The organism is Aestuariispira ectoiniformans (genome assembly GCF_025136295.1).
Lineage (GTDB): Bacteria > Pseudomonadota > Alphaproteobacteria > UBA8366 > Aestuariispiraceae > Aestuariispira_A > Aestuariispira_A ectoiniformans.
On record NZ_CP062788.1, the window covers coordinates 3,551,877 to 3,577,350 of the forward strand.

Sequence of the window (25,474 nt, forward strand, 5' to 3'; positions counted from 1 at the left end):
CCTCAGGAAAACAACGACATCTGATCAGCGGGGTCGTCAGGGCCGACCGGTTCAATCAACGCCGGGCCATCATTGGCAACGCGATTGACCGCCTTGCCGACCTGATAAAAGGAAATCTCCCGTTCTCCCGCATAGGGCCGCAGCAGGCCCAGTGCTTCCGGCACCGACCCGCGTAACCAGGTCTGGAATTGGCCTTTGTCCAGAATCACCGGCATGCGGTGATGAAGCTGCCGGACCGGTTCGCTCGCCTCTGTCGTGAGAATGGTGCAGGTATCCACCTCCGAACCGTCCGCCCCCATCCAGTATTCCCAGAGACCGGCAAAGGCAAAGGGCTTGTCGTCGGTCATATGGATAAAGAATGGCCGTTTATCCCCAGAGCGTCCGCGCCATTCATAGAAGCCATCCGCCGGGATCAGGCAACGCCGACGTTTGAAGGCTGCCCGGAAGGACGGTTTTTCCGCAACCGTCTCGGATCGGGCATTGAACAGTTTGCCACCAATATCCGGGTCCTTGGACCAGTTTGGAATGAGCCCCCAACGCATCAGCGTCAGTGTCTCCGGACCGGGATTGACGGTTTCCATCTGTTCCCCCTGCCCGGGCCGCAGGACCAGAACCGGTTGGGTCGGCGCAATATTATAGCGCGGCGGCAGGTTCGGCCTGTCCGGCACATCAAAGAGGTTTCGCAGGGCCTCTACCGGGCTGAAGAAAGCGTAACGACCGCACATGACGACCTCATAAAAAAGGTGGGCTCAACCAGGAGCCCACCCTATTACATTTAGTCAAACCACCGCAATTCAGTCGGCGGCATTCGCCGGCGGCGTTTCACCGGTGACGGCCGGCTTTACCGCGTCGACCAGCGATGTCAGGTCGCTGCCGCCAATGCCCACTTCTTTCAGCAGGGAATCCAGAAGCGGTGCCTGGCTGCGATAGCGCAGGGCACTGTCAACCACCTGGTCGGCAAGGCTGCCGTTGGAAGCCCCCTCGCCGCCATTCACCGTGTTGGCGCTACCGCCACCGTTCAGTCCATCGACCTGAACGATCTTGATGCCGTCGATCCGCTCCATCGGTTTCACGGATTCGCGGATGATTTCCTGCAAGCGTTCAATCAGCGCCAGTTTCACCTTCATGGCGATGACTTCTTCGGTCAGGGAATTATCTGCATCGTTGAGTGCTTTCTGACCGGCCGCCTCAACAGCATAGCGTACTTCCTGTGCAGCGGCCCGCAGGCGTTCCGCTTCAGCGTCACCACCGGCTTCGATCTTGACCTTCTGGGCCGCAGCTTCCGCAAGGGTACGGATGGATTCCGCCTCATCATCTGCCGCCTGTTTCTGCGCCTCGGCCGCCATGGTGATGGCAATCGCATCTCGTTCCGCCTGCCGGCGGGCCTCGATCAGATCCACCTGCTTCTGGCGTTCCGCGATCTCGGCTTCCCGTGTGGTGGTCACGCGTTCTTCCGACCGCACGGCTTCCGCACGCGCTGCGTTGGCTTCCGATTCAGCCTCAGACTGCGCCCGTGATTTTTCCGCAATGGCAATCTGGCGTTCCTGGTTCGTCAGTTCGACCGTTTTCTCACGCTCAATATCTGCCGCTTCCAAAGCACGCTGACGGGCAATCTCGCGTTCACGAATCTGTTGTTCCTTGGCAATCCGCTCCTCTTCGACCTTACGTTCTGCGGTCAATTTGGACAGGGCCACATCCTGGTCTGCTGCGATCTGGGCCTGTTCCGCCTCACGTTTGCGGTTTGCCTGTTCCGCCGCCACTTCCGACATTTGCGCGGCCCGGCGGATTTCCACCTCACGGTTCTGCTCCAGTTCCGCATATTCCTTATCGCGATCAATCTGAAGTTTGCGCTGTTGTGCCTCAAGGTTCTTGGTTTCGATCAGGACCTGGGATTCCTGCTCGATATCGTTACGGCGTTTGCGGCGTTCCTCGATTTCCTGGGTCAGGCGCGTCAGGCCCTCTGCGTCGAACGCATTGTTGGGATTGAAATATTCACGGTCCGTCTGATCCAGACCAGTCAAAGACACGGATTCAAGTTCCAGACCGTTTTTCAACAGGTCTTCGGAAACAGCCATCTGTACCTTCTGGACAAACTCGACACGCTGTTCGTGCAGTTCCTCCATTGTCATCTCTGCCGCCACGGCACGCAGGGCATCGACGAATTTACCTTCGACCAGTTCTTTCAACGAGTCCGGGAACATCGTGCGCTTACCCAGCGTCTGGGCGGCATTGGCGATGGATTCGACCGTCGGCTGTACGCGCACATAGAATTCCGCCTGTACATCGACACGCATGCGGTCCCGCGTGATGAGGGCCGCCTCGTTGCGGCGCGCAACCTCCAGCCGCAATGTATTCATGTTGACCGGGATCGTCTCATGCAACACGGGAAAGACAAGGGTCCCGCCGTTCATGATCACGCGCTGACCGCCCATACCGGTACGGACATAGGAAACTTCCTTTGATGCCCGTGTATACAGCCGTGCCAGGATCAGCCCGATCGCAACCAGTGCGACCAGAACCAGGCCGGAAATGATAAGGACATCGATTAATGTCCATGCATTAGGATCTTGATACATATTTACCCCCAAATTAAGCCAAACCAGCCAGGCTGGCTTTTATTAGTCCGCCAAGGCGGCATTTGAATTCGCAATAACGCAAAAAGTGGAATCAACCCGGCGGACCAGCAGGACGCTGCTGCCGGAGGGGAACGCCTCTCCGTCACTATCGGGTTCCACCATCACATAATGGGACTGACCGTAACGGTCTTGCAGCCTCGCCTGCGCGGGTTGCCCCTTTTTGGCAGTCCCCAGCGTCACAACGGCTGTCCGGCCGACAAAACTGTCAACGGAAACCGCGCTGGTTTCGTCAGACGGCACCAGCCTTGCGACCGCCCGCCCGATCCAGCGGGTCGGCGGCATGGCAAGCATCAGCGCCGGTAGCCACGCAATCCACCCCGGCAGCATTCCGCCGGTCAGCGCAAAGACCACCTTCTGAATGACGAAACCGGACAGCCCGAAGGACAACAGGAAAGCCACAAACAGAACCAGGACCGGAACCCGACCGACACAAAGCCAGCCCAGAAGCCTGGACAAGGCTGACGGCGACGCCGCTTCAAGCACATCTCCACCGTCGATATCGCTGTCCAGGTCCAGGTTGAAATCAGCCTGCAAACCTTCCGGCAACAGGTTATCCAGCAAGCCGGACAGCCCCGCACCGAGAACAGTCATGACACCTTCCAGGATGGCAATTCCCAGCATCAGGGCCAGGGCAACGCCGAAGACCAGGTTTTGCGGCTGAAGCAAAAAGTCCAACACGTTACCTTAACCTTCCTTGATCTGGTTCAGACGGTCGCGGATTTTCTGCTGGCGCGCCATGTCTTCAAGTTCCGCCAGTTGCCGGGTATCCTTCAACTCGCCACCGGCGACACCGACGCCGCCATTGCGTTCCATCACGCGGTTGAAGGCCTGCTCTGCCTTGTCAACGGTTACATCCACGGTTCCGCCCGACGCAGCACTGCCTTCCGGCACAATCTGGATACTGGCCTGACGGGCATCACGAAAGGCTTTCAGCTCTTCCGCCATCTCCGACCGGCGGCCTTTCAAGGCGGCGATATAGGATTCCAGTTCCTTTTCGCGGTCACCGGCATCCGCAATCGTCTGTTCAAGGACCGGAATCTGGGCCTCGATATCGACCATTTGCGATACCGCAACTTCCGCCAGATCTTCCCGGCCCTGATCCAGTGCCAGTTTGGCCTTCGCCTTCAGGTCGTCATGCTTTGCACTTTCCGCCGACAGGCGGTTTGTGGCCAGATGGGACTGTGCGAGCAATTTCCCCAACTCCGCCCGAATATCATCAATCGCGCGGTCTACCTCGCGGATAGCCTCTTCCATGACCACTTCCGGCGCCATATCCTCGGCAATATCCACGATTTTGTTGATGGTTCCGCCAACAAGGCGACCAACACGATTTGCGAGATTTTCACTCATATTTTGCAGCCTCCACTTTAACGATTAGAGATTTAGTCTTTGTTGTATATGGCGATCAACTCTTTAAGAGCCTCCATTCGGCCCGATACTACATGTGGATTGTAACAACGGCTTGTCGTCGTCAGCCCCATCCGAAGCATCTGATCCATAAGCACAAATATCTGGTCGGCCAAAGACGCCTCATATTGCTCCAAGGCTCCCCGCACCTCATCCGGGTCGCCCCCCCAGTCCTCCTGCGTCAGGCAGGCAATATGCGTTTCCAACAGCCAATGCGATAAATAGCTCACCAACTCACTATGAAAGGACAGGGACTGTTCTTGTACCCGTCTCTGTCGATCCTGCGCCAAATGAATATCTTCCAGGTTGCGGACCGCCTCAGACGCAAATCCACCGGCCTCCCGGCGTCGGCGGGCCTCGCCGATCAGCGCGCGCACCTTTTCACTTAACGTGGTCGCGCCATCCACATCCAACTGTGCAAGAAAGGCCGCATCCTTTTCCGGTATCCGGATGCTGACCGGTATCATCTTGCCTGTCATGACTAGTCCCTCCTTCGCCCACCCAAAGGCATTGTATGCATTTCGAAATCGTTTGCATGCATATGTATTTAATGTGAAATCATCTGATTTCAATAAAAATCGGTTGTTACAGATATCCCAGAATTGTTCCGCATTCGAACGGATGCTGGAAATGCTTGGAGTCGGCCCCAATCACGGCCTTTTTCCTGTCACATTCGTTTTGACAGAAGACATACGGCGCTATATCTTGTGAGACGGGTCAAGGATGGCACGATATGTAGTGACATCACGCACCTAATTCACAACAAGACAATCCACACCCTGTGGACAAAGCGCCAAGTCATAAGGGACGCAAAGGACACAGCCGGGTGCACCTGTGGATAACCGGGTGATAGAAGGGAAGAGAGTCGTGCCTGACGGAATGCTGGAGACAGTTTTGGAGCAGAATGCGCAAGGTCTGTTGCCCTTGGATGGTGAGGCCAACCTGGACCAGGAAACGCGCGATCACGCGCAGAATGACCGTGGTATCAGCGTTCATATGGATCGCAGCCGCGACGCAGCCTTGACCGAATTCGGCAAGGCAACCCTGGGCGACCGGTATTTGATGCCGGGGGAAAGCTATCAGGATATGTTCGCGCGCGTGGCTATGCATTTCGCCGACGATTCGGCCCATGCCCAGCGTCTCTACGATTATATCTCCAAGCTTTGGTTCATGCCTGCCACGCCTGTGCTCAGCAACGGCGGCACCAAACGTGGCCTGCCGATTTCCTGCTTCCTGAACGAAAGTGACGACAGCCTGGACGGCATCGTCGGCCTGTGGAACGAGAATGTCTGGCTGGCGGCGCGCGGCGGCGGCATCGGCAGCTATTGGGGCAACCTGCGCTCCATCGGCGAAAAAGTCGGCGCCAACGGCAAAACCTCCGGCGTGGTTCCCTTCATCCGCGTTATGGATTCGCTGACGCTTGCCATCAGCCAGGGCAGCCTGCGCCGTGGATCGGCCGCAGTCTACCTGCCTGTCTGGCACCCGGAAATCGAGGAATTCGTCGAACTGCGCCGGCCGACTGGCGGTGACCCGAACCGTAAGGCACTGAACCTGCATCACGGTCTCCTGATCACCGACGATTTCATGCGCGCCGTGGAAGCCGACGATGAATGGGCCCTGACCAGCCCGAAAGACGGCTCCGTCATTCGCAAGATTCGCGCCCGCGACCTTTGGATTCGTATTCTGACCGCGCGCATCGAAACCGGCGAGCCCTATGTGGTTTATATCGACCACGTAAACCGCAATATTCCGGAACAGCAGAAGCTGCTCGGCCTGAAGGTGAAAACCTCCAACCTCTGTTCCGAAATCACCCTGCCGACGGGTATCGACAAATTCGGCAAGGACCGTACGGCGGTTTGCTGCCTGTCCTCGCTCAACCTTGAAAAATACCTGGAATGGGAAGGCGAGCCGCAGTTCATCGAAGACATCATGCGCTTCCTCGACAATGTCCTGCAGGACTTTATCGACAATGCGCCGGACGACTTCCACCGGGCCAAATACGCCGCCATGCGCGAACGTTCCGTCGGCTTGGGCGTTATGGGCTTCCATTCCTTCCTGCAGGCCAACATGCTTCCGCTTGAAGGCGTGATGGCCAAGGTCTGGAACAACCGCATGTTCGCCAAAATCCGCCAGGAAGCAGATGCCGCATCCGTCAAACTGGCCGAGGAAAAAGGCCCCTGCCCGGACGCAGCCGAATTCGGCATCATGGAGCGCTTCTCCAACAAGCTGGCCGTGGCCCCGACCGCCTCGATCTCGATCATTTGCGGCGGCACCTCGCCGGGGATCGAACCGATTGCCGCCAACAGCTTCACTCACAAGACGCTGAGCGGGTCCTTCAACGTCCGCAACAAATATCTGAAGCAGTTGCTGGCGGAAAAGGGTCAGGATACAGATGATGTCTGGTCCTCGATCAGTGTCCATGAAGGGTCCGTCCAGCATCTGGACTTTTTGACGCAGGACGAAAAAGACGTCTTCAAGACGGCCTTTGAAATCGACCAGCGCTGGCTGATTGATCATGCCGCCGACCGTGCGCCGCATATCTGCCAGGCACAGTCGCTTAATATCTTCCTGCCGGCGGATGTCCATAAACGCGACCTGCATCAAATCCATTTCCAGGCCTGGAAAAAAGGCGTGAAGAGCCTCTACTACTGCCGCTCGAAATCCATCCAGCGCGCAGAGGCAGGCCTTGAACACAAGCTGGAAGCAGCAACCAAGATTCCGATGATGGGCAAAGTGAACGGTGCCGACGCACCAGCCCAGACCGGCAATGACTACGAGGAATGCCTCGCCTGTCAGTAGTATACGGCAGAAGTGATTCTATAAAACGGCGGTCCTTTAGGCCGCCGTTTTTCGTTGCGGACGCCTTGCAAACCGATCGTTGCATCAAAAACGATAGAGTTTTCAACTATCTGATCGAGGGCCTTGCACATAACCGCAAAATAACTTCTAATCCGCCCAGACGGACGGGTACTCTTATACCAACAACAACAACCCATCCGTTATACTACTAAAAAAAGCACAACCATACTCGAGGGAGAGTGTTACATGAAAATCCAGTTCAGCAAGTGGGCGGTTGGCGCAGCCATCGCTGTCGGTCTGAGTTTTACGACAGCGATTTCGCCTGTTTCCGCCAAGACCCTGCGCATCGGTAACGACGGCAAACCGCAGTCCATGGACCCACATTATATCAGCACGGTCCAGACCAGCCGCATTTCCGACGACATGTTCGAAGGTCTTCTGACCTATGGCCCGGATGGTGCTCCGGTACCGGGTGCGGCAGAAAGCTGGGATATCAGTGAAGATGGCCTGACCTACACCTTCCATCTGCGCGACGCGGTCTGGTCCGACGGCGTGCCGGTCACGGCAGAAGACTTCACCTACGCTTACAAGCGTCTGCTGGCACCGGAATTCGGCGGTGAATACGCCTCCCTCCTCTACATCATCGAAGGCGCAGAAGCTTTCAACACTGGTAAAGCCGGCCCGGAAGCCCTGCAAGCCAAAGCACTGGATGACAAGACGCTGCAGATCAAGCTGTCGCATCCCGCGCCGTATTTCCTGGCGCAGCTGACGCACCAGACGGCCTTCCCGATCCCAAAACATACCGTTGAAAAATACGGCGACGACTGGACCAAACCGGACAACATCGTGGTCAACGGCCCCTACAAGCTGACGGAATGGGTCCCCAATGTTCACGTCAAACTGGAAAAGAACGAAAAGTTCCACGCCGCTGACAGCGTGAAGATCGACGACGTGATCTACTACGCCCTGGAAGACCGCACCGCCATGCAGAAGCGGTTCCGCACCGGTGAGTTGGATGTGGCCCGTGACATTGCCTCCGAACAGATCGACTGGCTGAAGAAAAACCTGGCCGATTCCCTGCGGATCGCGCCTTATCAGGGCACCTATTACTACGTCTTCCGCACCACCAAAAAGCCGTTTGACGATGTGCGCGTCCGCCGCGCGCTGTCCATGGCGATCAACCGCGAAGCAATTTCCGACAAGGTCCTGCGGACCGGTGAAATTCCGGCCTATGCCTTCGTTCCGCCGGGAACGGCAAACTACAACGCGCCTGTTCCGGCCGACTTCAAGGGCATGGAATACGGCAAGGCAGTTGCAAAAGCCAAGGAACTGCTGGCCGAAGCCGGTTACACCAAAGACAACCCGTTGAAACTGACCCTGCGTTACAACACCTCTGAAAACCACAAGCGTATCGCCATTGCGGTTCAGGCCATGTGGAAACAGCTGGGTGTGCAGGCGGAACTGTTCAACACGGACGGCAAAATCCACTATTCCGACCTGAAACAGGGAGACTTTGAAATCGCGCGCGCCGGTTGGATCGCGGATTACAACGACGCCCAGAACTTCCTCTATCTGCTGGAAACCAAAACCGGCCCGTTGAACTACAGCCAGTATAACCACAAAGACTACGATGCGCTGATGGACAAGGCCTCCGTCACGACGGACCTGCAGAAGCGTGCGGAACTGATGGCGAAAGCGGAAAAAATGGCCATGCATGACCAGCCGCTGATCCCCATTTACTATTATGTTTCCAAACAGTTGGTCTCGCCCAAAGTCAAAGGTTGGGTCGACAACGCACCGGATCGCCATCTGAGCCGCTGGCTCGATATCGAATAAGCACAAGGGTGCGACGATTGGTGGCGGTGCTCTCTGGGCCCGCCACTGGTCTATTGGCGACCATAATAACCTTATAAATATAAAAGAGAGGGACCATGTTGGGTTTCGCCTTTCGGCGATTAATTGGTGCCGTGCCGACATTGCTTGTCGTCATCACCATAGCCTTCTTCATGATGCGCATCGCCCCCGGCGGGCCGTTCGATTCCGAACGCGCCCTACCGCCGGAAATTGAAAAGAACATCCTCAAGGCCTATGACATGGACAAGCCGCTGTGGGAGCAATACACCTCCTACCTCGGCAAGATCGTCCAGGGTGATTTTGGACCAAGTATCAAAGTCCAGGATTTCACAGTCAACGAACTGCTGGCCAGTGGTGCACCGGCCAGCCTTGAACTGGGCATTTCCGCAATCCTGCTGGCTTTGATCCTGGGGGTCACATTCGGCACCATCGCGGCCTTGCGGCAGAATTCACGCACTGACTTCACGGTCATGACCACCGCCATGGTGGGGATCGCCATTCCGAACTTTGTGATGGCGCCGCTGCTGTCACTGGTCTTCGGCGTTTATCTTGAATGGCTGCCCGTCGGCGGCTGGGGCAGTGGCGAATTCATCTACAAGATTCTGCCCGTGCTGGCCCTGTCCCTGCCACAGGTCGCCTATATTGCACGCCTGACCCGCGGCAGCATGGTCGAAGTCCTGCACGCCAACTATGTCCGCACCGCGCGCGCCAAGGGTTTGCGGGAAAAGATCGTTGTCGTCCGGCATGCGCTGAAAGGCGCAATGCTGCCGGTTGTTTCCTACCTTGGCCCGGCAACAGCCGCAGTAACCACCGGTTCGGTCGTAATCGAGAAGATTTTCGGGGTTCCCGGTATCGGCACCTATTTCGTCGATAGCGCGTTAAACCGTGACTATCCCGTCGTGATGGGCGTTGTGGTGGTCTATGCCACGTTGATTATCACCTTCAATTTCATTGTCGACATGATCTATTCCATGCTCGATCCGAAAGTAAGGGCCGAATGATGCTGGGCGTATTGAAAAAAGACAAACTGGCGGGCCTGGAAAACAACGGCGACGATATCAAGGGCCGCAGCCTCTGGCAGGATGCCCGTATCCGCCTGCTTCGCAACAAGGCCGCCGTTGGTGCCATGATCGTATTGGGCATTCTGGCCCTGATGGCGTTGTTCGCACCCTATCTGTCGCCTCATGAATTCGACGCGATCTATTGGGAAAGCATCCAGATGCCGCCCGATTTCGCCAATGCCCACTGGTTCGGTACCGATGGCAATGGCCGGGACCTTTTCATCCGCATTCTCTACGGCATGCGGGTCTCGCTGTCGGTCGGCCTGCTCGCCACATCCGTCAGTCTGGTGATCGGCGTCGTATACGGGGCCACCGCAGGTTACATGGGAGGACGGACAGACAATATCATGATGCGTATCGTCGACATCATGTATTCCATTCCCTTCATGTTCTTCGTGATCCTGCTGATGGTGGTTTTCGGGCGGAACATCTTCCTGATCTTCATCGCATTGGGTGCCGTTGAATGGCTGACCATGGCGCGTATTGTGCGCGGGCAGACCCTGTCGCTCAAACGCAAGGAGTTCATCGAGGCGGCCCATGCGGGCGGGGTATCAAACCGCGTAATCATTTTCCGCCATATCATTCCCAATGTGTTGGGACCGGTCATTGTCTATATGACCCTGACCATTCCACAGGTGATCCTGACCGAAAGCTTCCTGTCCTTCCTTGGGCTGGGCGTGCAGGAACCGCTGACCAGTCTGGGCGTGCTGATTTCCGAAGGGGCGAAAGTCATGGAGGCTGCGCCGTGGATGCTGGTCTTCCCGGCGATTTTCCTGGCGGTCATGCTGTTCTGCTTCAACTTCATCGGTGACGGGCTGCGCGATGCGCTTGACCCGAAAGACCGGTAAACCTGCGAGAGGACCAAATGAGCAATATTCTCGAAGTCCGCGACCTGGTGACCCGGTTCTCCACACCGGATGGCGAGGTCAGTGCAGTCAACAATATCAGCTTTGACATTGCGCCCGGCGAATGCCTCGGCATTGTGGGTGAATCCGGTTCCGGCAAGACCCAGGTCTTCATGTCGATCATGGGGCTATTGGCGAAAAACGGCAAAGCCACCGGTTCGGTCAAATTCAAGGGTAACGAAATCCTGGGACTGAAGGCCCGGGAACTGAACAAGGTCAGGGGCGTGACAATGTCCATGATCTTCCAGGACCCGATGACCAGTCTGAACCCCTTCCTGCGCATCTCGCGTCAGATGACCGAAGTCCTGATCGAGCATAAGGGCATGACCATGGCCCAGGCGGAGGCGCGCAGCATTGAATTGCTGGATCTGGTCGGCATTCCGGAAGCCAAGAAACGTTTCCGCATGTATCCGCACGAATTTTCCGGCGGTATGCGTCAGCGTGTCATGATTGCCATGTCTCTCCTTTGCGAGCCGGACCTGCTGATCGCAGATGAACCGACCACTGCTCTGGACGTCACTGTCCAGGCGCAGATCCTGACGTTGCTGCGCAAACTCAAAAACGAGTTGAACACGGCGATCGTGATGATCACCCATGACCTGGGCGTGGTGGCCGGTCTCTGCGACCGTGTAGTGGTGATGTATGGTGGCCGTGTGGCCGAAAGCGGCGATGTGCGGCAGGTCTTCTATGATCCGCAGCATCCCTATTCCACCGGCCTGCTGAACTCCATGCCGCGTGTGGATGAGGAAAGCCACAGCAAGCTGAACGCCATTCCCGGCCAGCCGCCCAACCTGCAGCGCCTGCCCAAAGGCTGTGCCTTCCAGGACCGCTGTCCGCACAGGATGGATCGCTGCGTTGCAGAGCTTCCGCCCCTGCGGGACATTGGCGACAACCGAAAGAAAGCCTGCCATCTGGATGGCCTAATGGAGGCAAAGTCATGAGTGACAGCATACTCAGCATCAATGACCTGAAAGTCCATTTCCCGATCCCGCAGAAAGGTCTGTTCAGTGGCGATATCCCGCTGAAGGCCGTCGATGGCGTTTCCTTTGAAATCAAGGCTGGGGAAACACTGGGCATTGTGGGGGAATCCGGCTGCGGCAAATCCACGCTGGGCCGGGCAATCCTGCAACTGATCCCACCGACGGACGGGCGCGTGGTCTGGATGGGAGAGGACATTACCGGCCTTTCACCGTCGAAAATGCGGCCTCTCCGCCAGGACCTGCAGATCATCTTTCAGGACCCGCTGGCCAGTCTGAACCCGCGTATGACAATCGGGGAAATCATTGGTGAGCCCCTGCGGACATTCTTCCCGAAAATGTCCGCGGAGGAACGACGCGAGAAGGTTCGCGACATGATGGACCGGGTCGGCCTGCTGCCCCGGATGATCAACCGCTATCCGCATGAATTCTCCGGCGGTCAGTGCCAGCGTATCGGCATTGCCCGGGCGATGATCCTGCGGCCCAAGGTGATCGTCTGTGACGAGCCGGTCTCGGCCCTCGATGTGTCGATTCAGGCGCAGATCATCAACCTTCTGCAGGACCTGCAAAAGGAATTCGGGCTGTCACTGCTGTTCATCAGCCACGACCTGAGCGTGGTGCGGCATATCAGCCACAGGATCATGGTGCTTTATCTGGGCCGCGTCATGGAAATCGCCACGCGCGATTCGCTTTATGACAGCCCACGCCATCCCTATACCCAGGCCCTGATTTCGGCCGTGCCGATCCCGGACCCGGACAAGGAAATGGCAAAGCAGCATATCGTGCTGGAGGGTGACCTTCCCTCACCCATGGCACCGCCGTCGGGATGCGTGTTCCGCACACGTTGTCCCTATGCAACGGCGGACTGCGCAAAGACGGTTCCACAACTGGATGCCGTCAGCGGCGAACATGAGGTGGCCTGCCATCACTGGCAGACCATCACACCGCCAAAGCTTTGACCTGCAACCAGAAAGCCCGGCCTTCGCGCCGGGCTTTTTTTGCCGGGAGGAACGCCAAGCCTCAATCCTCCTTCAACAACTCGAAATGCGGCAGGTCACGAAACCGCTCGTCCTTTTCCTGGTAATCCTTGTCCCAGTCTCCTCCCCAACGCAGGCGGTGACTGATCTCGCCGTTGCTGTAGAGCACATCGGCCACGCCCTGGAGGTAACCTGCCAGAACACGAAAGCGATTCTGGTCGTCCCAGTCGATGGGATAGGGCGCCAGGTCAACCGCCTCCGACGGGTCTGTGTTGTGGCGGCTTTGGGGCCATTTCAATTGGCTTTTCCCTTCCTCAAAGGCCTTATTCTGGTCTTCCTTGCTGCGATGCCCGCAGAGAATGGAAAAATCGGGCCCATGCTCGATGGCGTGATTCATGACGGTTTGCAGATCCTTGTGACAGGTCGCCAGACGCCCCGCACTCGTCGTCCCGAAATGTGGCATGGCCACTCTCCCCATTTTTATTAGCTTTCTATTTAAATTCTAAGCCAACCAAATGGGAAAGTGAATAGCAGTGCGCTTCGTAAAGCCGACCACACAAAGTGCGATATATTTAGCGTCTCGTATTGCCAACAACACCATATATGGTATCTTAAAGACTATAGGCACACGCTGGGCCGCTTTAAGAGTGCTTGGCAGGAGGGCCGGTTTTTGCCAATATAGGGACGCTGTCCCGTTTTACCCTGGCAGACATAATGAATTGAGAAACACGCGGTCCAAAACCGCGCGAAGAAATAAGGTGTGCCATGTCGCTTCTTGACGCTCGTCCAGTCTACAAACCCTTCAACTACCCCTGGGCTTATGAGGCCTGGCTGACCCAGCAGCGCATCCACTGGCTGCCGGAGGAAGTGCCGCTGGCCGATGATGTGAAAGACTGGCACAAGTCGCTGACCGAGCCGGAACGCAACCTGCTGAGCCAGATCTTCCGCTTCTTCACGCAGGCCGATGTGGAAGTGAACAACTGCTATATGCGTCATTACACCCGCGTCTTCAAACCGACCGAGGTGCAGATGATGCTGGCGGCTTTCTCCGCCATGGAAACGGTCCACATCGCCGCCTACAGCCATCTGCTGGACACCATCGGCATGCCCGAGACCGAGTATGAAGCCTTCATGAAATACAAGGAAATGAAGGACAAATACGATTATATGCAGGTCTGGGGTGTTGAGACCAAGGAAGACATTGCAAAGACGTTGGCCGTTTTCGGCGCTTTCACCGAGGGTCTGCAGCTTTTCGCATCCTTTGCAATGCTGATGAACTTCCCGCGCTTCAACAAGATGAAGGGCATGGGCCAGATCGTATCCTGGTCGGTGCGCGATGAAACGCTGCACACGCTGTCCATCATCAAACTGTTCCGTACCTTCGTTTCCGAGAACCCGGAAGTCTGGACGGATGAGCTGCAGAAAGACCTCTACAAGGCCTGCAACACGATCGTCGAACATGAGGATGCCTTCATCGACCTCGCCTTTGAAATGGGTGCGGTCGAGGGCCTGACCGGCGACGAAGTGAAACAATATATCCGCTATATCGCGGACCGTCGCCTGACCCAGTTGGGCCTGCAGCCAATGTATCACGTGGAGAAAAACCCGCTGCGCTGGATGGACGAGATGCTCAACGGTGTGGAACACACCAACTTTTTCGAAAACCGCTCGACGGAATATTCCCGCGCCTCAACCCAGGGATCATGGGAGGAAGCTTTCGAGTAAACGAAAGCTCCAATCAGCAAAAACCCCCGCCGCCCTGCGACGGGGGTTTTTCTTTGCTCCCGTGTCCTGCACCGCGGCCCCGTCCAGCGCGCCCATGCCTTGCCCTCAAAAAGGGATACAATCAGCGTCCAACCCTCTGAAAATCGGGACAATATAGCCGTTACACGGCGATTTTTCCTCTGCTACTGTCGGGCCTTCCAGCCCAAAGCCCTGCGGAGAATCATACCCATGACCGATATCGCCATTCTCACCTTCGACGGGTTCAATGAACTGGACAGCTTCATCGCCTCGGCTCTGCTTAACCGGGTCAAAGGAGGTGGCTGGAAGGCCCATATCGTCACCCCGACCGAAACCGTGACCTCTATGAATGGCGCTGTCGTCACAGGACAAAAGCCGCTTTCTTTTGCCAATGATGCCGATGTTGTCCTGTTCGGCAGCGGCATGAAGACGCGCAGCCTCATTGACGATGCCGACCTGATGGGACAGTTGGACCTGGACCCGCGGCGCCAGTTGATCGGCTCCCAATGCTCCGGAGCGCTCTGGCTGCATCGCCTGGGCCTGTGGGACGGGCCGATTGTCACTGACACCATGACCCGCCCCTTGCTGGAAGAACTTGGTTGCCCGGTGGCGGACAGCCCCTTCATTGCACAGGATACAGTTGCCGCCGCCGGCGGCTGTCTAGCCTCCCATTATCTGGCGGCCTGGGTCATCGCCCGACTTCGTGGCTGGGAAGAGGCCGAGGCCATCGTCCATTACGTCGCCCCCGTCGGCCAGAAGGACGACTGGGTCGCACGTGCCAAGGCGACCCTCGCTCCGTTCGTCTAGATATGGTTCAGACCGTTAAGCACGCGCAATTTGCTCCAGGCCTCGTCGGAATTAACGTAACAGCCTTTCAGCTTGCGCCGCCCGCTGTTGGGGTCGAACGCCGCCCTGCCATGCAGGACCCGGCGATTATGGAAGGCCATCACATCGCCAGCATCCAACCGGAACCGGATTTCAAAGGCCGGATCGCGCAGCACGGCGGTAAAGGCGCGCAGCGCCGCATAGACCGCCTCCATCCGCTCATAAGGCACATCCAGCGGATCGGTCAGCGCCACATGGTATCGTACCTCCTGATACTCCCCGTCCGGGCCCAGGCGGATTGTCGGCGTCTTCCAGCGTAGATCGTAATCCTTGTCTACAAAACGGAACGGCAGGGCCGTTTCTGTCAGCAGCCTCCAGGATGCCGGATCGCGCCGCCGCAACTCTTCTGCCACCGCGAAACCATCCACCAGCAGGCTTTCACCGCCCGAGGCCTCGTTCACAATGCAATGCAGGAATTGAAATCCCGGCGGCTGTTCGAGGTCGCAGAGGTCCGTATGCGCCTTCAGTTCCAGTGCGGTATAGGCCACATTGTTGGGATCGGGCTTGGATTCAACCGAGAAGTCCACGCCGTAATTTGTCCGCCGTAGGAAATCCACACGTTCCGCCAGCCTTTCAACCATGCCCTCTTCGCAGGTCAGGTTCTTCACGATTACAAAGCCCAGTTCCGCCTGCAGCTCCAGAAAGCGGCGCAACCCCTCTTCCGTTTCCAGAATATCGACAGCCTCAATTGTCGGCATGTCCTCCAGTATATCGAGCCCCCAAAACCGTGTAGTTGCATCCTTGCGACAAGCACCGGAATAGGCATGATCCTGCAACCAGGCCGCCTCAAAAATGGATTCATGCCCGTCGGGCCAGCACAAGCGCAGCGCACCTGCCTGTATCTCCATCTCCAAGGGCTGAATATCTGGATCGATGGCATAGGTATCCAGCGTTCGCTCCCACGTCTGCGGGTGCAGACAGGCCGGGCAGCGGCAATTGTCCCGCAGCCAGAAGTAATGGAAGTCACTGTTGGAGCCATCCCCCCAGTCAATCCGCAGGTCCCGCTCTCTTTCCATCAAACAGGAAATCGCTGTCGCCTTCATCGCTTTACACCTCGCCGAAGCCTATATCCCTTTCCCGACAGATACGCCTATCTCGGCCGTGATAAAATTGAGGAAAATTCACCGGTTGGTTAGTCCTTCTCGCCAAAAGACTTTGCCTGAGAACCGATGGTGACAAACAAGACGGGCGGCGTTATATCATCCCCATCATGGAAAAATTCAAATACACGCAGGGGTCCATTCCCCTTTTAATTTCCGTTCCCCATTCGGGCGTTCACATCCCTTCCGACATTGCGGCGCGCATGACGCCGCAGGCGCTGACCACGCCAGACACGGACTGGCATGTGGACAAGCTTTACGATTTCGCCGAAGGGCTGGGCGCACATATACTCGTCGCCACCCATTCGCGTTTCGTGGTGGACCTGAACCGCCCGGCAACGGATGAAAACCTGTATCCGGGCCAGAACACCACCGGCCTATGCCCCGTCGATACCTTCGATGAAGAACCGGTCTACAAGTCGGATGACGATCAGCCCGATGCAGAGGAAACCGCACGGCGCGTGGAAAGCTATTGGCGGCCCTATCATGACAAGCTGGCCGAAACGCTGGCAACCATTAAGGCACAGTTTGGCTATGCCCTGCTTTGGGATGCGCATTCGATCCGCTCAGAGGTGCCGCGCTTTTTCGAAGGTCGCCTGCCCGATCTGAATCTGGGTACCGCCAACGGCAAAAGCTGTGCGCCGCAACTGGCCCAGGCCCTGCAAGACGTCGCCGAACGGGCCGACGGCTATACCGCCGCGCTGAACGGGCGTTTCAAGGGCGGTTACATCACCCGCGCCTACGGCAAGCCGGACGACAATATCCACGCAGTGCAGCTGGAACAGTCGCAGATCACCTATATGGATGAGGAACCGCCCTTCGGTTATCGCCCTGATCTCGCCGATCAGGTCAAACCGGTGCTGCAGCAGTTGATTGAGGCAACCGCCGCCTTTAAACCGTAACGGATAGACATTATCTGTGCGGGACCGCTTCGGTTCGGCAGGTTTACAAGGGGTGGATGATCATGGATGGGTTATTGATGCTGGCGGTTGACCCGGCTGCCTGGGTGGCGCTTGTGACATTGATCGTCATGGAAGTGGTCCTTGGCATCGACAATCTGATCTTTATCTCCATCCTGACCAACCGCCTGCCCGCCGCTCAACAGGTTCCGGCCCGTCGGCTCGGCATCGGTCTGGCGTTGATCCTGCGTCTTGGCCTGCTCAGCATCATCGCCTGGATTGTTCAGCTTACCACTCCGGTCTTTGTCCTCTTCGATCATGGGTTTTCCTGGCGCGATCTGATTTTGATGGCGGGCGGACTGTTCCTTGTCTGGAAGGCAACAACAGAGATCCATCATAATGTGGACCCAACGCCGGAAGAGAAAAAAAGCACCTCGAAAGGGCTGGGCTTTGGTGCCGCGATCATTCAGATTCTTCTTCTGGACCTTGTCTTCTCACTGGACAGCATCATCACCGCCGTCGGCATGACACCCCATGTACCGATCATGGTGGTCGCAGTGATCGTGGCGGTCAGCGCCATGCTTCTGGCAGCCACACCTCTGTCCAATTTCATTGCCCGCAACCCGACTATTGTCATGCTGGCGCTGGGCTTTCTGCTGATGATCGGCATGACATTGATTGCCGAGGCCTTCGGCGTTCATGTGCCCAAGGGTTATATGTATGCGGCCATGGCCTTCTCCGCGCTTGTGGAAGGTCTCAATATGCTGGCGCGCCGCGCACGGGCCGGACGTTGAACGGGACTGAACCGTCCGAATGAATGTAACAGCAACGGCCACCATCAGAGGTTTTTCTTAACATTCCGGGCCATCGCCTTTATGTTGAACGTGAGGGGCTTTGAACAGACAGGTATGTTTTGACCGAACTGAATGTTGAGAGCTGGGACCAGCGGCTGCAAAAGCTTTACCTTTACTGGCGCTCTATTCATCGCGAGGATGGACGCCTGCCCCGTCGGCAGGAATTCGATCCCTTGGCGATATTCGACATTCTGCCCTATATCTGGATGGTCGATATTCACCGCAATCCGCTGCGCTTCAAATTCCGCCTGATGGGAACGGAAAACGTCAATGCCATGGGCTGGGATGTGACCGGTAAATGGATAGACGAAGCCTATCCCTCCTTCCATGAAGGCGTGGAAGGCTATGCTGACTATGTTTCATTAGCCAAGGAAAAACTGCCCAGCTACCGCAAGGGCCCTGCGCATTATCATGTGCCGGAATATAAGCATATCGAACGGATCATGTTGCCTATGGTCGATGACGACGACCGTTGTAACCTGATCGTCGCCGCCACCGTCTATCGCTGATCCGGCAACATCCTATCGTACAACGTGACCGGCGTGAACAACCCCTGCGCAGGGGTTATGGCCGAAGCGATAGGCGAGTTCCGCCGGTTCTTCCACATCCCAAAGCACAAAATCCGCCTGCTTGCCGACTGTCAGCGTACCCACATGGTCGCCCAGGCCCAGGGCTTTGGCACCGTTCCGGGTGATCCCGGCCAGTGCGTCTTCCGGCGTCATGCGGAAGAGTGTGCAGGCCATGTTCAGCATCAACAGCAGGCTGGTAACCGGCGAGGAACCGGGATTGCTGTCGGTGGCAAGCGCGATATCCACGCCGTGCTCGCGGAAAGCCTCCATCGGCGGGAACTTGGTTTCGCGCAGGAAGTAGAAAGCCCCCGGCAGCAGGACGGCCACCGTGCCAGCCTTGCCCATTGCCTTTGCGGCATCTTCGTTGGTGTATTCCAGATGATCGGCCGACAGCGCGTGATATTTGGCAGCGAGGCCCGCGCCATTCAGGTCGGAAAGCTGGTCTGCATGCAGTTTGACAGGGATGCCATAGCGGGCAGCCGCCTGGAACAGCTTTTCCGTCTGTTCCGGTGAGAAGGCAATCCCCTCGCAGAAGGCATCCACCGCATCGGCCAGCCCCTCCTCCGCCGCCGCAGGCAGCATCTCGGAACAGACCAGATCGATATAGTCGTCCGCACGATCCTTATATTCCGGCGGCAGGGCATGCGCACCAAGGAAGGTCGTCTTGACCGTCACGGCATGCTGTTCACCCAAACGCCGCGCCACGCGCAACATCTTCAACTCGGTTTCGGTATCCAGCCCGTAGCCGGATTTGATCTCAACCGTCGTCACGCCCTCACTCAGCAATTGCTCCAGACGGATGGAGGCACTCTCCAACAACTCTTCTTCCAAGGCCGCGCGGGTCGCTTTCACCGTGGAGATGATACCACCGCCCGCCTTGGCGATTTCCTCGTAAGACGCCCCCTCCAGACGCAGTTCAAACTCCCGCGCGCGATTACCGCCATAGACCAGATGGGTGTGACAATCCACCAGGCCCGGCGTGATCCAGCGCCCGCGAGCATCACGCACATGGGTAGCCAGGGTTTCCGGCTTGCCCGGCAGGTGTTTCATCCGCCCGACCCAGGCGATCCGGTCGCCTTCGACGGCAATCGCCCCATCACGGATCGCGCCATAGGGCTGACGCCCCGGCTCTTCCGGGTCCATGGTGGCGATATGCGCGTTGGTCCAAAGCGTGTCCCACATCTGACTTACTCCAATCTGATCCTGACGGCGGAATCTAACTTGTATATACAAGCTAGATTAGTCATACTGGCCGGGAAATTCAAAGGGTAATCCTGCCTGGAAGATGTTATTTTTCCGGCGGGCAGTGTAACAGGAATCAAAGCGCCATGACCAATCGCCTTTACGCCAAAACCGCCCTCCTTGCCGATGGCTGGGCCCGGGATGTATTGCTGGAATGGGATGCACGGGGCAGGCTTACCAATGTCTCGAAAAACACTGCCGCTGACGATCTTGCCAATGTCGATCAGGCCACAGGGCCGGTCATTCCCGGCATGAGCAACCTGCATTCCCATGCCTTCCAACGCGCCATGGCGGGCCTGGCGGAACGGATGGGCGACCCCCGCGACAGTTTCTGGACCTGGCGCGAAGTCATGTATTCCTTCCTGGCGCGGATCACCCCCGATGATGCCCACGCCATTGCGGCACAGCTTTACATGGAATGCCTGAAACGCGGCTATACGGCGATTGGCGAATTTCATTACCTGCACCACGCCCCGGGCGGCGCGCATTACGACGACATCGCGGAAATGTCGAAACAGGTTGTGGGCGCTGCGACGGAAATCGGGCTGGGCATCACCCATCTGCCAGTGCTTTATGCCTTTGGCGGTTTCGGTGAGCAGCCGCTGGGTGAGGCGCAGCAACGCTTTAAGAACGATGCGGACGGTATCCTCGAAATCATTCAGGCCACCAGCCGCGCCTTTGCCGACAATCCCGACGTGCGGGTTGGTCTGGCGCCGCACAGCCTGCGGGCGGTGAACAAGGCCATGCTGGTCAAGGCCGTTAGCGGCCTGCATGGCATGACGGACGATGCGCCGGTCCATATCCACATTGCCGAACAGATCAAGGAAGTGGACGACTGCATCACCTGGTCCGGCAGCCGCCCGGTGGACTGGCTTTACGATCATATGGATGTGGATGCGCGCTGGTGCCTCATCCATGCAACCCATCTGACAGACGGTGAATGCGACCGGATTGCTGCCTCCAAGGCCGTTGCGGGCATCTGCCCGACCACCGAAGGCAATCTGGGCGATGGCCTGTTCCCCATGCTGCGCTTTCGGGAAAAACAAGGTGTCTGGGGCGTTGGCTCCGACAGCCATGTCAGCCAATGCCCGGTGGAAGAGCTGCGCTTGCTGGAATATGGACAACGCCTGTTACACCGGCGCCGCAACCTGATCGCCAGTGAGGAGCGCGCCTCAGTGGGAGCGACCCTTTGGGGCGAAGCCGCCCTGGGCGGGGCACAGGCCCTGGGCCGCGAGGCGGGCGAACTGGCCGTCGGCAAGCGGGCCGATCTGGTCGTTCTAAACGGCGACCATGTAAACCTGGCAGGCCGTGAGGGCGACACCATCCTTGACGCCCTGGTCTTTGCCGGAAATGAATGCCTGGTTCGTGACGTTATGGTCGGCGGAAACTGGCGCATCCGGGCGGGACATCACACCCAGGAGGATGCTATCCGCGATCGCTATAAATCAACTTTGGCAAAGCTGCTGGCTGAATGACAGATACACGCACCATCGACATCCGCCCCACCCGTGAGGCCGACCTGGCCCCACTGCGCGCCCTGATCGTGGAGACATGGCACGCAACCTATGACGCGACCATGGGCGCGGACCGCGTCACGGCAATCACCAACGATTGGCATAGTCTTGAGCGATTGACCCGTGAGATTGAGCACCCGAAAGCCATCAGCCTGATTGCCACTGAGGGCGACAGGCTCCTTGGGCATGTTCTGCTTACAAACCTGGGCCAACAGGACGTGCAACTCGCCCGGCTTTACGTCAACCCAACCGCACAACACGGCGGAATCGGCACCAGCCTGCTTAACGCCACGTTGAACCAGACTGATGGGGCAACATCGATGTCACTGGAAGTAGAAGAAGCCAATAGCAAGGCCCGAGACTTTTATGCCAAGCATGGTTTCAAGCAGATCGAACGCCACTCCAATTGCGGTGATCAGGACGGAATCCCGACGTTGATCCTCAGGAAATTTCTTTCGCTTTAGCCCTCGCCTTCCATCGGCGGGACCAGAAGCTGTGGGTCGATGCGTTTGTTGAACCAGTTGATGCGCCAATCCAGATGCGGGCCGGTTGCACGCCCCGTGGCACCGACGGTACCGATCGGCTCCCCTTTCTTCACGAACTGACCTTCCTTCACCAGGATCGACTTCATATGCAGGAAGCCGGACTGAACCCCATGCCCGTGGTCCAGCAGCAATGTGCCACCGGAAAAATACATGTCCGGATAGGCGAGCGAGACGATACCCGACGCGGGCGCGATCACCGTTGATCCCTCCGGTGCGGCGATATCGACACCGTAATGAGGCTGGCGCGGCTGGCCGTTCAGGATACGCTGACTGCCATAGACGCCGGAAATCGGCCCATGTGCAGGCCAGATGAAGCCCTCGGCAAACCAGGTTTCCGGCGTATCGCGGTCGCGCGCCTTGCGCACCAATGCACCTTCCTTGTGGATACGGTCGAGGACCTCTTTCGGCGGTGTCACCTTTTTCTGGTCCAGGCCGTCGATCCGTTGAATTTTGAAGTCACGGTCCTTGATATGCAGGACACGCTTTTCCGTCTGACCATCCGGGTAGGTCACCGTCAGCGCCATTTCCGCCGGATCATCCCGGTGAAAGCCGATAACGAAAACCCCATCTTCGGAGACCAGCACATCACGTCCGGCGAAATGCACCTTGCTTCCCGGTTCGATATGACCGACCGCCAAACCGCCCTGGGCGATCGGGCCATCAAGTGTAAACCGGCTTTCCGCCGCCCGGACCGGCATCGACAGGATGGCCGTGAGGAATGCAAAGATCAGCAGCCAGTTTTTCACAACAGTTCCCCTTGTCGGTCGTCGGATTTAGGTTTCGGTTTCTTTGCCTCCGCCTTTTTAGGCTCGGCCTGCTTCTTCTCGGGGCGTTTCGGTTGCGGCTGGCGCTTGGCTGTTACGGCGGAGGCAAAGCTTTCCACGCCGACCATCGCATCCACATCGCCATCCTGGAATTTGATACTGATGGAATCGCCATATTCCAGGGCTTCGGCCTTGCTGACCAACTTGCCTTCGTCATCCTGAACCACGGCATAGCCACGGCTCAACACACTGCGATAGGACAGGTTTTCCAATCGGAAGCCCATTTGCTCCAGCCGGTCAGTACGATCCTGCAGCAGACGTGTGCCCGCCGCCTCCAACCGTTCGCCCAGACGGGAATGCTCATATCGCGCTTCTGATCGCTGTCGGCTCTGGTTCAACGCAAGGCCAAGACGATCCGCCAGACCGGCCAACCGTTCTGCCTTGAAATCCAGCACCTCACGCGGGCTGCGCAGGCGGGACCCGGCCAAGGCCAGACGCTGACTGCGTTCTTTGAAACCGCTTTGCCAGCCCAGGGCGAGGCGTTCAGTGAAATCATCCAGACGCTGGCTTGCCACCTGCAACAGGCTGTCCGGGCGCGGCAGCCCCCGGCCCAGACCTTCCACGTCGCGGGCATGACTTTGCAACTGTCTTGTCATCGCGCCCAGCGCCCGCCGATCCAGATCCCGCACCATGGCGATCAGGTCGGTCCGCACCGGCACCGCCATTTCGGCCGCCGCCGTCGGTGTGGGCGCCCGCCGGTCGGCGGCATAGTCGATCAATGTGGTATCGGTTTCATGGCCCACGGCGGAAATCAGCGGAATCTCGCTATTGGCCGCGGCACGCACCACGATTTCCTCGTTGAACGCCCAGAGGTCTTCCAGGCTGCCGCCGCCGCGCGCCACGATCAGCACATCGGGCCGCGGCACCGGGCCGCCCGAAGGCAGGGCATTAAATCCTTCAATGGCACGGGCCACCTGTTCCGCCGCTGCGTCGCCCTGAACCACCACGGGCCAGAGCAGCACATGGCGTGGGAAACGGTCCGCCAGGCGGTGCATGATATCGCGGATCACCGCCCCCGTCGGCGATGTCACCACCCCGATCACCTCCGGCAGGAAGGGGATATCGCGCTTGCGTTCCGGTGCGAACAGGCCTTCGGCTGCCAGCTTGCGCTTCCGCTCTTCCAACAGCTTCAACAGCGCGCCCTCGCCTGCCAGTTCCATACTTTCAATGACAATCTGGTATTTCGACCGGCCGGGATAGGTTGTCAGCTTGCCGGTGACGACCACTTCCAGCCCATCTTCCGGATTGACCGACAGTTTGGACGCCGTACCGCGCCAACAGACGCCATCAATGACCGAATCAGTGTCCTTCAGCGCCATATACATATGGCCCGAGGCCGCCCGTTTGAATCCGGAAATCTCGCCGCGCACACGCACATAGGAAAAGGCGTCTTCCACCGTGCGTTTAAGGGCAAGGCTCAACTCCGTAACGGAGAGTTCCGGCAGGTTGGACTGACGTGGTTTTTCGGGTTGGCTGAATAAGTCACTCATGGCCGGCATTTTAGTGGTGTCGTCCACCCGGGCCAAACAGAAACCCAAAAAAAATTCAAAACACCCCTTGTGATTATATCGCGCACGATACATATTGAATGTCATGGAAGACAGAAACGACATATCCACCAAGCTGAAGGCCGCACAACGCAATCCGTTAGCCCTGGATTCACAGCTATGCTTTTCGCTCTATTCGACGATGCATGCCTTCAACAAAGTGTATCGCCGGGTCCTGAAGGAATTGGACCTGACCTATCCGCAGTATCTGGTCATGCTGGTTCTGTGGGAGCAGGATGAAATACGGGTCTCCGAGGTTTGCGATCGCCTTCAACTGGAGACTACGACAGTAACCCCGCTCCTGAAACGGCTGGAGGCTCGCGGACTGCTTCAACGGGAGCGATCCCGCGAAGACGAACGCCAGGTCATCATCACCCTGACCGGGACAGGGCGCGCCATGAAGGACAAGGCAAAACACGTCCCGCTTTGCATGGCAGAAATGGTAGATTGTTCGCTCGACGAAATGGTGGAATTGCAGGACCGCCTCGCCGAATTACGAAACAGCCTGAAACGAAACCTCTAACCCTCTGACAGCACCGCCCCATCAGAAGGCAGTGCATAAGGGGATATAAGGTTACAAATTTTAACTAGTTATATCGTGCACGATATTATCGTTATCGATATTTAAACGGGCAACAGCCCAACAACCCAAGGAGAAGACCAATGTCTGTTGAAAACGTACTCTACAAAACCAGCATGCAATCCAGTGGTGGCCGCGAAGGCAGTTCGAAAGCCGCCGACGGCAGCCTCGAACTGACCCTTTCCACCCCGAAGGAACTGGGCGGGGCCGGTGGCAACGGCACCAACCCGGAACAGTTGTTCGCGGCCGGCTACAGCGCCTGTTTCCTCGGTGCGATGAAATTCGTCGCCGGGCGGGACAAGCTGCCGATTTCAAGCGAAACCTCTGTCTCCGCGACGGTTGGCATCGGGCCGATCCCCACCGGCTTTGGCATCGAGGTGGATCTGGTTGTCGATGTGCCGGGCGTCGACCGCGACCAGGCGCAGGAACTCATCAACCGCGCCCATATCGTCTGCCCCTATTCCAATGCAACGCAGGGCAATATCGACGTCCGCCTTTCGCTTGCCTGATGCGGCCCCAAGGGGGAGGGGCAATCCTCCCCCTTTTTCCTTCCCGC

25 protein-coding genes are annotated in these 25,474 nt (G+C 57.7%); 15 read left to right on the forward strand and 10 right to left on the reverse strand.

The genetic code is table 11. The features are described 5' to 3' along the window. Window positions 1-2: 2 nt before the first annotated feature. The 5 genes from IF205_RS16750 to IF205_RS16770 all read right to left on the reverse strand — a co-directional run bounded on the left by IF205_RS16750 (window position 3) and on the right by IF205_RS16770 (window position 4,522). Window positions 3-725, reverse strand: a complete 723-nt coding sequence (locus IF205_RS16750) for an SOS response-associated peptidase (RefSeq protein WP_259780499.1) — start codon at window positions 723-725, stop codon at window positions 3-5. A gap of 69 nt (window positions 726-794) precedes the next feature. Beyond that, a complete protein-coding gene (locus IF205_RS16755) occupies window positions 795-2,576 on the reverse strand; it encodes a flotillin family protein (RefSeq protein ID WP_259780500.1) in 1,782 nt (593 codons plus the stop codon). Between the two features lie 42 nt (window positions 2,577-2,618). Continuing rightward, window positions 2,619-3,314: a YqiJ family protein gene (locus IF205_RS16760; RefSeq protein WP_259780501.1), complete on the reverse strand. Its 696-nt coding sequence runs from the start codon at window positions 3,312-3,314 to the stop codon at window positions 2,619-2,621. Between the two features lie 6 nt (window positions 3,315-3,320). Beyond that, the gene (locus IF205_RS16765) at window positions 3,321-3,986 is read right to left on the reverse strand and encodes a PspA/IM30 family protein (RefSeq protein ID WP_259780502.1); all 666 of its coding nucleotides are present in this window, start codon (window positions 3,984-3,986) and stop codon (window positions 3,321-3,323) included. Between the two features lie 32 nt (window positions 3,987-4,018). Beyond that, entirely contained in the window at window positions 4,019-4,522 is a 504-nt protein-coding gene (locus IF205_RS16770) for a hypothetical protein (protein WP_259780503.1), read from the reverse strand. Window positions 4,523-5,039: 517 nt separating this feature from the next. On the opposite strand from IF205_RS16770, the gene IF205_RS16775 reads away from it, so the two are divergent. From IF205_RS16775 to IF205_RS16800, 6 genes are all read left to right on the forward strand, one after another. Further along, window positions 5,040-6,842 carry a ribonucleoside-diphosphate reductase subunit alpha gene (locus IF205_RS16775; RefSeq protein WP_375542692.1) on the forward strand — a complete coding sequence of 601 codons (1,803 nt, stop codon included), beginning with the start codon at window positions 5,040-5,042 and terminating at the stop codon, window positions 6,840-6,842. A 246-nt stretch (window positions 6,843-7,088) separates the two neighbouring features. Then, on the forward strand, window positions 7,089-8,678 hold the full coding sequence (locus tag IF205_RS16780) for a peptide ABC transporter substrate-binding protein (protein WP_259780505.1): 1,590 nt from the start codon (window positions 7,089-7,091) through the stop codon (window positions 8,676-8,678). A 95-nt stretch (window positions 8,679-8,773) separates the two neighbouring features. Next, window positions 8,774-9,697 carry an oligopeptide ABC transporter permease OppB gene (oppB, locus tag IF205_RS16785; protein ID WP_259780506.1) on the forward strand — a complete coding sequence of 308 codons (924 nt, stop codon included), beginning with the start codon at window positions 8,774-8,776 and terminating at the stop codon, window positions 9,695-9,697. Further along, complete coding sequence (locus IF205_RS16790; protein ID WP_259780507.1) at window positions 9,694-10,605, forward strand: ABC transporter permease subunit; 912 nt, start codon at window positions 9,694-9,696, stop codon at window positions 10,603-10,605. The genes oppB and IF205_RS16790 overlap by 4 nt, the downstream gene beginning before the upstream one ends. A gap of 17 nt (window positions 10,606-10,622) precedes the next feature. Beyond that, window positions 10,623-11,603, forward strand: a complete 981-nt coding sequence (locus IF205_RS16795; RefSeq protein WP_259780508.1) for an ABC transporter ATP-binding protein — start codon at window positions 10,623-10,625, stop codon at window positions 11,601-11,603. Beyond that, window positions 11,600-12,598 (forward strand): ABC transporter ATP-binding protein, encoded by a 999-nt coding sequence (locus tag IF205_RS16800; protein ID WP_259780509.1) that lies wholly within the window; start codon window positions 11,600-11,602, stop codon window positions 12,596-12,598. The genes IF205_RS16795 and IF205_RS16800 overlap by 4 nt, the downstream gene beginning before the upstream one ends. Window positions 12,599-12,659: 61 nt before the next feature. On the opposite strand, the gene IF205_RS16805 is transcribed toward IF205_RS16800, so the two are convergent. Further along, window positions 12,660-13,079 carry a M15 family metallopeptidase domain-containing protein gene (locus IF205_RS16805; RefSeq protein WP_259780510.1) on the reverse strand — a complete coding sequence of 140 codons (420 nt, stop codon included), beginning with the start codon at window positions 13,077-13,079 and terminating at the stop codon, window positions 12,660-12,662. Between the two features lie 302 nt (window positions 13,080-13,381). Between IF205_RS16805 and IF205_RS16810 the strand changes: the two genes are divergently transcribed. Further along, on the forward strand, window positions 13,382-14,341 hold the full coding sequence (locus IF205_RS16810) for a ribonucleotide-diphosphate reductase subunit beta (RefSeq protein WP_259780511.1): 960 nt from the start codon (window positions 13,382-13,384) through the stop codon (window positions 14,339-14,341). Between the two features lie 228 nt (window positions 14,342-14,569). After that, window positions 14,570-15,166 carry a type 1 glutamine amidotransferase family protein gene (locus IF205_RS16815; protein ID WP_259780512.1) on the forward strand — a complete coding sequence of 199 codons (597 nt, stop codon included), beginning with the start codon at window positions 14,570-14,572 and terminating at the stop codon, window positions 15,164-15,166. On the opposite strand, the gene IF205_RS16820 is transcribed toward IF205_RS16815, so the two are convergent. After that, window positions 15,163-16,287 carry a TauD/TfdA family dioxygenase gene (locus IF205_RS16820; protein ID WP_259780513.1) on the reverse strand — a complete coding sequence of 375 codons (1,125 nt, stop codon included), beginning with the start codon at window positions 16,285-16,287 and terminating at the stop codon, window positions 15,163-15,165. The genes IF205_RS16815 and IF205_RS16820 overlap by 4 nt on opposite strands. Window positions 16,288-16,454: 167 nt before the next feature. On the opposite strand from IF205_RS16820, the gene hutG reads away from it, so the two are divergent. The 3 genes from hutG (at window position 16,455) to IF205_RS16835 (ending at window position 18,606) form a co-directional block, all read left to right on the forward strand. Next, on the forward strand, window positions 16,455-17,246 hold the full coding sequence (hutG, locus tag IF205_RS16825; protein WP_259780514.1) for an N-formylglutamate deformylase: 792 nt from the start codon (window positions 16,455-16,457) through the stop codon (window positions 17,244-17,246). 62 nt (window positions 17,247-17,308) lie between these two features. Then, window positions 17,309-18,037, forward strand: coding sequence for a TerC family protein (locus IF205_RS16830; protein WP_259780515.1), 729 nt, complete (start codon window positions 17,309-17,311; stop codon window positions 18,035-18,037). A gap of 119 nt (window positions 18,038-18,156) precedes the next feature. Further along, window positions 18,157-18,606, forward strand: a complete 450-nt coding sequence (locus tag IF205_RS16835) for a PAS domain-containing protein (RefSeq protein WP_259780516.1) — start codon at window positions 18,157-18,159, stop codon at window positions 18,604-18,606. Between the two features lie 12 nt (window positions 18,607-18,618). On the opposite strand, the gene hutI is transcribed toward IF205_RS16835, so the two are convergent. Next, window positions 18,619-19,848, reverse strand: coding sequence for an imidazolonepropionase (gene hutI, locus IF205_RS16840; RefSeq protein ID WP_259780517.1), 1,230 nt, complete (start codon window positions 19,846-19,848; stop codon window positions 18,619-18,621). A gap of 146 nt (window positions 19,849-19,994) precedes the next feature. On the opposite strand from hutI, the gene IF205_RS16845 reads away from it, so the two are divergent. Together IF205_RS16845 and IF205_RS16850 are read left to right on the forward strand one after the other, a co-directional pair. Beyond that, window positions 19,995-21,383, forward strand: a complete 1,389-nt coding sequence (locus IF205_RS16845) for a formimidoylglutamate deiminase (protein WP_259780518.1) — start codon at window positions 19,995-19,997, stop codon at window positions 21,381-21,383. Then, a complete protein-coding gene (locus IF205_RS16850; protein ID WP_259780519.1) occupies window positions 21,380-21,886 on the forward strand; it encodes a GNAT family N-acetyltransferase in 507 nt (168 codons plus the stop codon). The genes IF205_RS16845 and IF205_RS16850 overlap by 4 nt, the downstream gene beginning before the upstream one ends. On the opposite strand, the gene IF205_RS16855 is transcribed toward IF205_RS16850, so the two are convergent. After that, window positions 21,883-22,713, reverse strand: coding sequence for a M23 family metallopeptidase (locus IF205_RS16855; RefSeq protein WP_259780520.1), 831 nt, complete (start codon window positions 22,711-22,713; stop codon window positions 21,883-21,885). The genes IF205_RS16850 and IF205_RS16855 overlap by 4 nt on opposite strands. After that, complete coding sequence (xseA, locus tag IF205_RS16860) at window positions 22,710-24,281, reverse strand: exodeoxyribonuclease VII large subunit (protein WP_259780521.1); 1,572 nt, start codon at window positions 24,279-24,281, stop codon at window positions 22,710-22,712. The genes IF205_RS16855 and xseA overlap by 4 nt, the downstream gene beginning before the upstream one ends. A gap of 103 nt (window positions 24,282-24,384) precedes the next feature. Here xseA and IF205_RS16865 point away from each other — a divergent pair, with 103 nt between their 5' ends. Next, on the forward strand, window positions 24,385-24,861 hold the full coding sequence (locus IF205_RS16865) for a MarR family winged helix-turn-helix transcriptional regulator (RefSeq protein ID WP_259780522.1): 477 nt from the start codon (window positions 24,385-24,387) through the stop codon (window positions 24,859-24,861). A 140-nt stretch (window positions 24,862-25,001) separates the two neighbouring features. Next, window positions 25,002-25,427 (forward strand): organic hydroperoxide resistance protein, encoded by a 426-nt coding sequence (locus IF205_RS16870; protein ID WP_259780523.1) that lies wholly within the window; start codon window positions 25,002-25,004, stop codon window positions 25,425-25,427. The last annotated feature ends 47 nt before the right edge of the window (window positions 25,428-25,474 follow it).

What these genes read in the sequence shown, in the direction of transcription:
- IF205_RS16750 (WP_259780499.1), bottom strand. Translation starts at nt 725, where the DNA reads ATGTGCGGTCGTTACGCTTTCTTCAGCCCGGTAGAGGCCCTGCGAAAC.
- IF205_RS16755 (WP_259780500.1), bottom strand. Translation starts at nt 2,576, where the DNA reads ATGTATCAAGATCCTAATGCATGGACATTAATCGATGTCCTTATCATT.
- IF205_RS16765 (WP_259780502.1), bottom strand. Translation starts at nt 3,986, where the DNA reads ATGAGTGAAAATCTCGCAAATCGTGTTGGTCGCCTTGTTGGCGGAACC.
- IF205_RS16770 (WP_259780503.1), bottom strand. Translation starts at nt 4,522, where the DNA reads ATGACAGGCAAGATGATACCGGTCAGCATCCGGATACCGGAAAAGGAT.
- IF205_RS16775 (WP_375542692.1), top strand. Translation starts at nt 5,040, where the DNA reads ATGGATCGCAGCCGCGACGCAGCCTTGACCGAATTCGGCAAGGCAACC.
- IF205_RS16780 (WP_259780505.1), top strand. Translation starts at nt 7,089, where the DNA reads ATGAAAATCCAGTTCAGCAAGTGGGCGGTTGGCGCAGCCATCGCTGTC.
- oppB (WP_259780506.1), top strand. Translation starts at nt 8,774, where the DNA reads ATGTTGGGTTTCGCCTTTCGGCGATTAATTGGTGCCGTGCCGACATTG.
- IF205_RS16790 (WP_259780507.1), top strand. Translation starts at nt 9,694, where the DNA reads ATGATGCTGGGCGTATTGAAAAAAGACAAACTGGCGGGCCTGGAAAAC.
- IF205_RS16795 (WP_259780508.1), top strand. Translation starts at nt 10,623, where the DNA reads ATGAGCAATATTCTCGAAGTCCGCGACCTGGTGACCCGGTTCTCCACA.
- IF205_RS16800 (WP_259780509.1), top strand. Translation starts at nt 11,600, where the DNA reads ATGAGTGACAGCATACTCAGCATCAATGACCTGAAAGTCCATTTCCCG.
- IF205_RS16805 (WP_259780510.1), bottom strand. Translation starts at nt 13,079, where the DNA reads ATGCCACATTTCGGGACGACGAGTGCGGGGCGTCTGGCGACCTGTCAC.
- IF205_RS16810 (WP_259780511.1), top strand. Translation starts at nt 13,382, where the DNA reads ATGTCGCTTCTTGACGCTCGTCCAGTCTACAAACCCTTCAACTACCCC.
- IF205_RS16815 (WP_259780512.1), top strand. Translation starts at nt 14,570, where the DNA reads ATGACCGATATCGCCATTCTCACCTTCGACGGGTTCAATGAACTGGAC.
- IF205_RS16820 (WP_259780513.1), bottom strand. Translation starts at nt 16,287, where the DNA reads ATGAAGGCGACAGCGATTTCCTGTTTGATGGAAAGAGAGCGGGACCTG.
- hutG (WP_259780514.1), top strand. Translation starts at nt 16,455, where the DNA reads ATGGAAAAATTCAAATACACGCAGGGGTCCATTCCCCTTTTAATTTCC.
- IF205_RS16830 (WP_259780515.1), top strand. Translation starts at nt 17,309, where the DNA reads ATGGATGGGTTATTGATGCTGGCGGTTGACCCGGCTGCCTGGGTGGCG.
- hutI (WP_259780517.1), bottom strand. Translation starts at nt 19,848, where the DNA reads ATGTGGGACACGCTTTGGACCAACGCGCATATCGCCACCATGGACCCG.
- IF205_RS16845 (WP_259780518.1), top strand. Translation starts at nt 19,995, where the DNA reads ATGACCAATCGCCTTTACGCCAAAACCGCCCTCCTTGCCGATGGCTGG.
- IF205_RS16850 (WP_259780519.1), top strand. Translation starts at nt 21,380, where the DNA reads ATGACAGATACACGCACCATCGACATCCGCCCCACCCGTGAGGCCGAC.
- xseA (WP_259780521.1), bottom strand. Translation starts at nt 24,281, where the DNA reads ATGAGTGACTTATTCAGCCAACCCGAAAAACCACGTCAGTCCAACCTG.
- IF205_RS16865 (WP_259780522.1), top strand. Translation starts at nt 24,385, where the DNA reads ATGGAAGACAGAAACGACATATCCACCAAGCTGAAGGCCGCACAACGC.
- IF205_RS16870 (WP_259780523.1), top strand. Translation starts at nt 25,002, where the DNA reads ATGTCTGTTGAAAACGTACTCTACAAAACCAGCATGCAATCCAGTGGT.